This window comes from Synechococcus sp. R8-2, from assembly GCF_047461715.1.
Taxonomy (GTDB): domain Bacteria; phylum Cyanobacteriota; class Cyanobacteriia; order Thermostichales; family Thermostichaceae; genus Thermostichus.
Genome location: NZ_JANSHQ010000035.1, coordinates 1 through 7,951, shown reverse-complemented (window position 1 = coordinate 7,951; position 7,951 = coordinate 1). Strand labels below are relative to the sequence as shown.

Annotated in this window: 7 protein-coding genes; 3 read left to right on the top strand and 4 right to left on the bottom strand. The window is 58.2% G+C overall.

The features are described 5' to 3' along the window. Together NW819_RS00980 and NW819_RS00975 are read right to left on the bottom strand one after the other, a co-directional pair. The coding region (locus NW819_RS00980) for an NAD(P)H-quinone oxidoreductase subunit F (protein ID WP_414412623.1) at positions 1 to 1,185 on the bottom strand (1,185 nt) is incomplete at its 3' end. 72 nt (positions 1,186 to 1,257) lie between these two features. Then, positions 1,258 to 2,508, bottom strand: coding sequence for a lipid-A-disaccharide synthase-related protein (locus NW819_RS00975; RefSeq protein ID WP_414412622.1), 1,251 nt, complete (start codon positions 2,506 to 2,508; stop codon positions 1,258 to 1,260). A gap of 68 nt (positions 2,509 to 2,576) precedes the next feature. On the opposite strand from NW819_RS00975, the gene NW819_RS00970 reads away from it, so the two are divergent. The 3 genes from NW819_RS00970 to NW819_RS00960 all read left to right on the top strand — a co-directional run bounded on the left by NW819_RS00970 (position 2,577) and on the right by NW819_RS00960 (position 5,811). Further along, positions 2,577 to 2,912 carry a hypothetical protein gene (locus NW819_RS00970; RefSeq protein ID WP_011433411.1) on the top strand — a complete coding sequence of 112 codons (336 nt, stop codon included), beginning with the start codon at positions 2,577 to 2,579 and terminating at the stop codon, positions 2,910 to 2,912. 109 nt (positions 2,913 to 3,021) lie between these two features. Further along, positions 3,022 to 4,068, top strand: coding sequence for a thiamine phosphate synthase (locus NW819_RS00965; protein ID WP_414412621.1), 1,047 nt, complete (start codon positions 3,022 to 3,024; stop codon positions 4,066 to 4,068). A gap of 219 nt (positions 4,069 to 4,287) precedes the next feature. Further along, entirely contained in the window at positions 4,288 to 5,811 is a 1,524-nt protein-coding gene (locus tag NW819_RS00960) for an AAA family ATPase (protein WP_414373801.1), read from the top strand. A gap of 103 nt (positions 5,812 to 5,914) precedes the next feature. Here NW819_RS00960 and NW819_RS00955 read toward each other — a convergent pair whose 3' ends face one another. Beyond that, positions 5,915 to 6,772, bottom strand: coding sequence for a DnaJ domain-containing protein (locus NW819_RS00955; protein WP_414412620.1), 858 nt, complete (start codon positions 6,770 to 6,772; stop codon positions 5,915 to 5,917). A gap of 202 nt (positions 6,773 to 6,974) precedes the next feature. Further along, the coding region (locus NW819_RS00950) for a leucyl aminopeptidase (RefSeq protein WP_414412619.1) at positions 6,975 to 7,951 on the bottom strand (977 nt) is incomplete at its 5' end.

Sequence of the window (7,951 nt, the reverse complement as noted above, 5' to 3'; positions counted from 1 at the left end):
CAGCAGGGCCACCATCCCCAGGGATCCCACCGCAAAGGCGGCAACTGTGGCCGGCATACGGCTGCGCAACCCTCCCAATTCCGTCAGGTTTTGGGTAGCGGTGGTGTAGATGAGGGATCCCGCTCCCATAAACAGCAACGCCTTAGCCAGGCCGTGCATCAGCAGCAACTCCAGGGCCAAATCCGGCTGCTGCATCCCCACTGCCACAAACACCAACCCCAAGTAGGCACTCGTGGAGTAGGAGAAGGTGCGTTTGATATCGATTTGCGCCAAGGCCACCAGGGATCCGCCCAGGGCTGTGATCGTGCCGATGGCCACCAAGACCCCATTCGTAATCGGCGACAGGGCCAGTAGCGGTTGCAGCTTAATCAGCACAAAAGCCCCGCAGGCCACCACCGCCGAATTGCGCAGGATCGAGGCCGGGTTGGGCGCTTCCATCGCCTCGTCCAGCCACAGGTGCAGCGGAAATTGAGCGCATTTGCCCAAGGGCCCCGCCATCAAGGCCAAGCCCATCCAAGCTGCCCAGGTGGGATCCAAGCTGGCCGTAGCCGCCCAGTCCCGCAGGTCAGAAAACGTCAAGGCCCCAGAAAAGTTGGAAATTGCCACCACCCCCATCAGCAGCAGCAGATCTCCTACCCGCTTGGTTAAAAACGCATCCCGCGCCGCCGTCACCACCAGAGGCTGGGCGTACCAAAAGCCCACCAGCAAATAGGTGGAAAGGGTGAGCATCTCCAGCAGGGCATAGCTGAAAAACAGCGAGTCGCTGAGGGCGATCCCTGTCATTCCCCCCTCGAAAAAGCCCATTAGAGCGGCAAAGCGACCCAGGCCCCAGTCCTTATCCAAATACCCCAGCGCATAGATCTGGGCCAGCAGGCTCAAACCGCTGATCCAGACGACGGCCCCCATTGTCAGGGGCGAGATCTCCAAAGACAGAGTCAAATCCAGATCGGCCACCCGAAACCAGAGGTAGTTCAAGATCTGGGGATCCCGACCCCAAACCTGCCGCAACAGCCAAAGGCCATGGGCAAAGGCGGCAAAAGTCAGAAGGATGTTGAGGTAAGCTGCCGGACGCGGGCCACTGCGCTTGACCCACCCCGTTGCCCAGGGAATGGCCAAAGCTGTTCCCGCCCACCCATAGCAAGGGATCCACCAACTGCTCTCCAACCCCAAAAGGTTTGACATCATTAAATGCTAAATAAAACGGAAAACTGGATCCAACGGAAATCAGTCAGGCTTTTGAATCGCTCGTTCTCTATTTCACGATATACCTGGCTCGAACGGTTCCAAAACCGGGCCGGATGGCTTGAGCCAATCTCGAAGTTGAGCGGCAATGCGCCGGGCGGCCCCTGGGGATCCCATGCGGCGGCGTCCATGGGCCCGCAACTCAGCCGCGTAGTTGGGATCGGCGGCCAGGCGTTCCAGAATCCGGCCAACCACGGCGGGAGCCTGCTCCACTGAGGTCAGGTGGACGGCGGATCCCAAAAGACGAGTCTGTGCTTCGGCAAAGCGCGGGGTAAACTGGGGCCCTTCTCCCGGCAGGGTTACCACCGGTTTTCCCAAGCCTACACATTGCTCGGTAGCCGTTCCCGCCATGGCCAGCACCACTGTTGCTCGTTGGGCACAGGCCCCGAAGTCCCCCCAAACCAGAAGCACATCGCTGCGCTGAGATGGGATCCAAGCCTGAAGCGGGTCTCGCTCCAGGTTGGGGCTGAGGGCAGCATAGACTTGCAGCTCCTTTGGGAGCCGCTCCACCACCTGCATCATCAGAGCCCAGTTGCGATAGGCTTCCGGCGGACGGGATCCGGGCAAGAGCAGCAAGGCCGGCCGGTGGGGATCCAAAGGCAATGTCCCGCGTGGCTCTAGGCCATCCATCATCGGGTTGCCCAGGTAAAAGGCCCTTAGGCCCCGTTTTTGCAAAGCTGTAGCCGTCAGCTCATCCCGCAAAAAAGAACCCAGGCAGCGTCGGTGGGCCATCAGCCAGCGCTCCCAGGGCAGGTAATCGGAAATCGGCTGCCCAAAAGGGATCCAGGGGTGTCGGTAGGGACCCCCTTCATCCCGCCAGTAATAGTCCGACTTGGCCGTGCCCACAAAGACGTAGGGGATCCCGCTCCACCATGCCATCAGCAAGGGCACAATATCCCCCACGGCCAGCACCAGGTTCCTCTGGGCTGCTGCCCGCCGAACCAACGCCAATTGCCGCCCCGTCAGCCCCAGCAAACCGGCCCGCAAATCCCGCCACAACTGCCGCCAATCCTGATAAATAAACCCCCCCGACGGCATCACCTGGGCAATGGGCAGCAGGGGGATCCCTTGGCGTTGGTAGGCTGTCCCTTCTCCCACAATCGGCAAGGCTTGCACCGGGATCCCCAGTTGGACTAGGGCAACAGCAAGGCGACTGCCCACCTCATCTTCCCCGTGTCCATTGCTCAGACACAGCACCTGCGGTGGATTCGTTGGATTCCATTGGGTTTCCACAGCTTGCCGTAGGCGCAATCTGGGCTGAATCAAGAGGGATCCCCCAGCTCACCAGAAATCTCCTCATAGAATAGAGCCAATCCAAGAGGGGAACCCGGGAGATGATCCGAAATGAGCGACAACGAGCCGAGCTTATTGCAGCGGTAGAAGCCCTTCAGCTGGAAGGCCCCTACTTTATAGAAGAGCGCCTCGCCCGCCATCGCGGCCCTTTCTTGCGGGCAGTGAAAGATGTGCCTGTAGGGGGAACTTGGTGGGAGATCCGCTACTTTCCCGCCTGCGAGCGCTATGCTTGGGCCTACTTGCCGGAAGGGGCCGGCCCACGGGCCTTCGCCTGGGGACACACGCCGCAGCAAGCCTTTCTTAACGCCTTATGGCATCACCCTCTTTCTCCTCAGGGCCAAGGACAGCCTCAGGGAAACCATTCCGATTTACAGTGAATTGACTACTCTCCACCCTACTGACTTGCTTCCGGCTAAGGGTAGGACGGGGCTTTAGGCGCATTTTTTTGGTAAAAATTAAGCAACTCTCTTCCCACGTATAGGGAACATGAAACCCCAGGCCGTCGCCCGTATTCTGGATGCCAACCTCGATCGAGCTCGTGAAGGACTACGGGTATTGGAAGAATGGTTTCGTTTCGGCCTGGAAGAGGGAGAGCTCTCTGCCGAATGCAAGGCCATGCGCCAAGCCCTAGCCCGCTGGCACAGCGATCCCCTGCGTTTGGCCCGCGATACCCCCGCCGATCCAGGCACCCAGATCTCCCACCCCCAAGAGGAGCAACGGCGGGATCTCCGCCACCTCTTGCAAGCCAATTGCAGCCGTGTGCAAGAAGCCCTGCGGGTGTTAGAAGAATACGGCAAGTTGGCCGAATCCCACCACTGGGTGGCCCCTGGCCTGGCCAAGCTGGCCAAAGACATGCGCTATCGGCTCTACGTCTTGGAAAGTGAACTGCTGGGCGGATCCCTGCGGCAGCGTCTCCTGGCAGCCCATCTTTATTTGGTGACCAGCCCTGTGCCCCACTGGCTAGAGGTGGTGGAAAAATCCCTGCGGGGCGGGGTGACCCTGGTGCAATATCGCCGCAAAAACCTCCCCGACGGCGAGATGCTGCGGGATCTCAAACAGCTGCGGCAGCTGTGCGACCGCTACCAGGCGCTGATGATCGTCAACGACCGCGTGGATTTGGCTCTGCTCAGCCAGGCAGATGGGGTACACCTGGGCCAGACGGATCTGCCGGTGGCTGAAGCCCGACAACTGCTGGGATCCCAGCGGCTCATTGGCCTGTCCACCACCAACGCCGAGGAGTTGGCCCAAGCCCTGAACAGCGACGTGGACTACATCGGCGTCGGCCCCGTTTACCCCACCCCCACCAAAGCGGAGAAACCCCCTGCCGGCCTGGAGTACGTGCGCCTGGCTGCCGAGAAAGCCCACCTGCCCTGGTTTGCCATCGGCGGCATCGATCCCCACAACCTGCCCGAGGTGCGTCGAGCTGGGGCCACCCGTGTAGCTGTGGTGCGGGCTTTGATGGAAGCTGCCGATCCCACCCAGACAGCCCGCACCATGCTGGCCGAACTGCAAGGGATCCCTGCCCTATCCTAAAGATCAACCGTGAAGCTCAACCGTGAGCATTTTGCTGCTTATTGGCTGTTCCAATCCAAATGGTTTCTGAACAAGTGAGAGGAAGATGAAGTAAGGATGTTCTAAACTCCAGAGGCGATGACAGAAGCCGCAAGAAAAACAAATCCAGACAGCAGGGATCCTGCCCTGGTCGAGATCCCGGCGGAGCTGCAAGCAGGGCTGGTGACAGAGCTGGATTTGATGATCCGGGCCCGCTACCCCCTGGTTTACTTGGTCTCTCCAGAAGAAGAGCCTGCCGATGCCGTGCTAACCCAAGTAGCCAGACGGACAGACCCACCGCGGCAATTGTTGTTCTGGGACTTGGTGCGGGGCTGGCAAGATACAGGCGAGGATCGGGGCTCCATCATGGCAGCTCTGGGGCGGGTGTGGCGCTCTGCCCCCAACGAGGACACCCTGTTTGTGCTGCGGGATCTGCACTTTGTGTTGCGCAACGCCAGCAGCGACAAAAACGCTCCCATCATCCGGGAGCTGAAAAACCTCAGCCGCGAGCTCAAGCGCACCCGCAAGATGCTGATCCTGCTCAGCCACACCCTGGAAGTGCCCAGCGACCTGACGGAGGAGATCACCGTCGTCGATATTCCCCTGCCCAACAGCGAAGAGATCAGCCGCCTCATCCAGCTCTATGTGGCTCCAGATAAGCTCAAGCTCACCCCTCTGGCCCGCGAGCAACTGGTCAAAGCCTGTCAAGGGCTGAGCCGAGAACGTATTCGCCGCGTTTTGGCCCGCGCTTTGGCCGCCAAGCAGGAGGTCAACGAAGCCGATATCGACCTGGTGCTGGAGGAAAAAAAGCAGGCCATCCGCCAAACCGGCATCCTGGAGTTTTTCACCGCCCGCGAGACCCTCAAAAGTGTGGGGGGCCTGGATAACCTCAAGGCCTGGGTGCGAGTGCGGCAAGAAGCCTTTACCGAAGAGGCGCGGCGCTATGGCCTGCCCAACCCCAAGGGCGTGCTGCTGGTCGGGATCCAGGGCACCGGCAAATCCCTCTCCGCCAAGACCATCGCCAATGAGTGGCGGCTGCCCCTGCTGAGATTGGATGCCGGGCGGCTGTTTGCCGGCATCGTCGGCGAGTCGGAAAGCCGGGTGCGGCAGATGATCCAACTGGCGGAGGCGATGGCCCCCTGCGTGCTTTGGATCGACGAGATCGACAAAGCCTTTGGCAACATCACCAGCAGTGCCGATGGAGATTCTGGTACCAGCCGCCGGGTGTTTGGCAGCCTGATTACCTGGATGCAGGAGAAAACCAGCCCTGTTTTCATTGTGGCCACCGCCAACAACGTGCCTCTGCTGCCGCCGGAGCTGTTGCGCAAGGGCCGCTTTGACGAGATTTTCTTCTTGAACCTGCCCACCCAGGCTGAGCGCAAAGAGATCTTCCGGGTGCATTTGCAGCGGTTGCGCCCCAGCCGCCTGCGAGAATTTGACCTGGAAGCTTTGGCAGCCGCAGCTCAGGATTTCAGTGGTGCCGAGATCGAGCAAGCCATTGTAGATGCCATGTACAACGCCTTTGGGGGCAGTGGCAGCGGCGCCCGGCGGGACTTTACCCAAGAAGATATCCTGCAGGCCATCCGCGAAACCGTGCCTTTGGCCTCGATTGCCCGCGACCAAATCGAGAGTCTTAAGTGCTGGGCTGCTCAAGCGGGCGCGAGAACGGCCTCTCAAGATGCCCAGGTGCTGCAGGAGATGAAGCAGTGTTTTGCCTCTTCTTGAGATTCAGAATGGGTGAAATCCACCTCCCAGCCCAAATAAGGCGGCTAGTATGCCAATACCCACAGCAACTCCAGCCGCTATCTTCAAGTTTTCTTCTAGGCTTTTAGCATCTGCCTTTTCCTTCATTGCAGTTAGCAAAAATAGCTGATCCTCCCCACTCAGCCCACTTATAAAATGGGGATATAGATTCGATAGGGACAGCTTTAAAATGATCGATCCTACTTCTACAGTGAAGCTCAAGCTGGGAAAGCTTCGAGTTCCTATCTTTCTCTATCTGGGCTATTACTGATTTTGCCTCTTCCTGTAGCTTCTTAGCGCTCTCAACTTGCGACTTGCTATATCCTTTATCAAAAATGGCCATAAAAAGACTAATAACTGAGATTAGAAAGAGCACAAGCCCGATTGAGCTACTTAAGGCACCAATGAACAAGCTCAGGACTAAAAGCGAGAGGGCACCCAGTATAGTGTCACTTTTGGTGGCAAAGGTATGATCAACTTTAGCTTCCTCTTGTTTTATTCCGATAGAGATCAAGTTTCTCCTTAACTCAGACTTAACTTGCTCTACTCTTTGGTTATAGTTGGCCTCGATGTTTTTCTTACGACGTTCTATCTCTTCTGCAGCTTCCTTTATCTTGTCGAAGTCAAAGGGCCAAGGTTTGCCATCTTGGGTGCTGTAGCTGCGTTCCGCTTTCAAGTCTTGGCCATGCCCGCTCCCTTTCGTGGACGAAGCCTGGGAAAGTCTTTGGGAGTCATAGGCTTTTCGCTTCACAGGATCGCTCAGTATCGAGTACGCCTCCTGAATAGACTTAAACTTTTCCTCAATGTACTGCCGCCCCTTAACAGGTGTATCTGGGTGAAGTTTATCGGGATGGTATTCTTTGGCAAGCCGCCTGTAGCTCTCTTTAATTTCTTCTAGAGTTGCATTGGGCTGTAATTCCAGCTCGCGGTAAAGGTCTTTCATGGGAGGATCCGGCGCAGGGGGCCTTGTGCCAGCTACTTTGATGCGGGGATCCTATTCCCTGAGGGGAAGCCTTGCAAAGTGCTACTCAATACCTAGACTCTTTTTTAAGCCTATTTTAGGGATCGGACAGCTCCAGCCAAGCAGCCCTTGGCTCCTCCCTCAGTAGATGCTTTTTCAAGGCCCAACGTCCAGAAAGGCGGGGTTATGAGCAAGCTGCTGCGGCTTGCCGCGCCAAGACCCACTCCACCAGGGTGCGCACCCCATAACCGGTGGCCCCTTTGTTGTTGTAGCCTGCATCCTTCTCTGTCCAAACGGGGCCTGCTATATCCAGGTGGGCCCAAGGGGTTTTCTCCACAAACTGCTTCAGGAACAGGGCAGCGGTGATGGATCCCCCTGAGCGGGGACCAGTGTTTTTCATGTCGGCCACAATGGAGCTGAGACCCTCGAAGTAGCCTTCCTCCAGCGGCAGGCGCCAGATTTTTTCGCCGGAAAGATTGGCAGCCTGCTGTAGCTCCTGGGCCAGCGTCTCATCTGGGGTGAACAAGCCGGCAATTTCTTCCCCCAGGGCAATCACACAAGCACCGGTCAGGGTAGCCAGATCGAGGATGGCATCAACGCCCAGCTTTTCCGCAAACACCAGGGCATCTGCCAAGGTGAGGCGGCCTTCTGCATCGGTGTTGTTGACCTCAATGGTCTTCTGGTTAGAAGCGGTGAGGATATCCCCTGGGTGGATGGCATGGCCGCTGATCATGTTTTCCGTGGCAGCGACGATGAAGTGCAGCTCCACTTGCGGCTTGAGGGCGGCTAGGGCCCGTGCAGCTCCCAAAACTGCCGCTGCTCCCCCCATGTCGGTTTTCATCATGGCGATGCTGCGGGAGTCGGTTTTGATGTTCAGCCCACCAGAATCGAAGGTCAGCCCCTTGCCCACCAGGGCCAATTTGGTGACGGGATCCCCTTGTGCCGGCTTGTAGGTGAGGTGAATGAACTGGGGCGGCAGGTCAGAGGCTTTGGCCACACCCAAAAAAGCCCCCATCCCCAGAGCCTCGCATTCTTCCTGTCCCAAAATCTCCACCTCTAGACCATATTCCTGGGCCAGTTGGCGGGCGGTATCGGCCAGGGCAAGAGGAGTCACAATGTTGGCGGGGGCAGCCACCAATTCCCGAGCCAAGATGGTTCCTG

What these genes read in the sequence shown, in the direction of transcription:
- NW819_RS00955 (WP_414412620.1), bottom strand. Translation starts at nt 6,772, where the DNA reads ATGAAAGACCTTTACCGCGAGCTGGAATTACAGCCCAATGCAACTCTA.
- NW819_RS00970 (WP_011433411.1), top strand. Translation starts at nt 2,577, where the DNA reads ATGATCCGAAATGAGCGACAACGAGCCGAGCTTATTGCAGCGGTAGAA.
- NW819_RS00965 (WP_414412621.1), top strand. Translation starts at nt 3,022, where the DNA reads ATGAAACCCCAGGCCGTCGCCCGTATTCTGGATGCCAACCTCGATCGA.
- NW819_RS00960 (WP_414373801.1), top strand. Translation starts at nt 4,288, where the DNA reads ATGATCCGGGCCCGCTACCCCCTGGTTTACTTGGTCTCTCCAGAAGAA.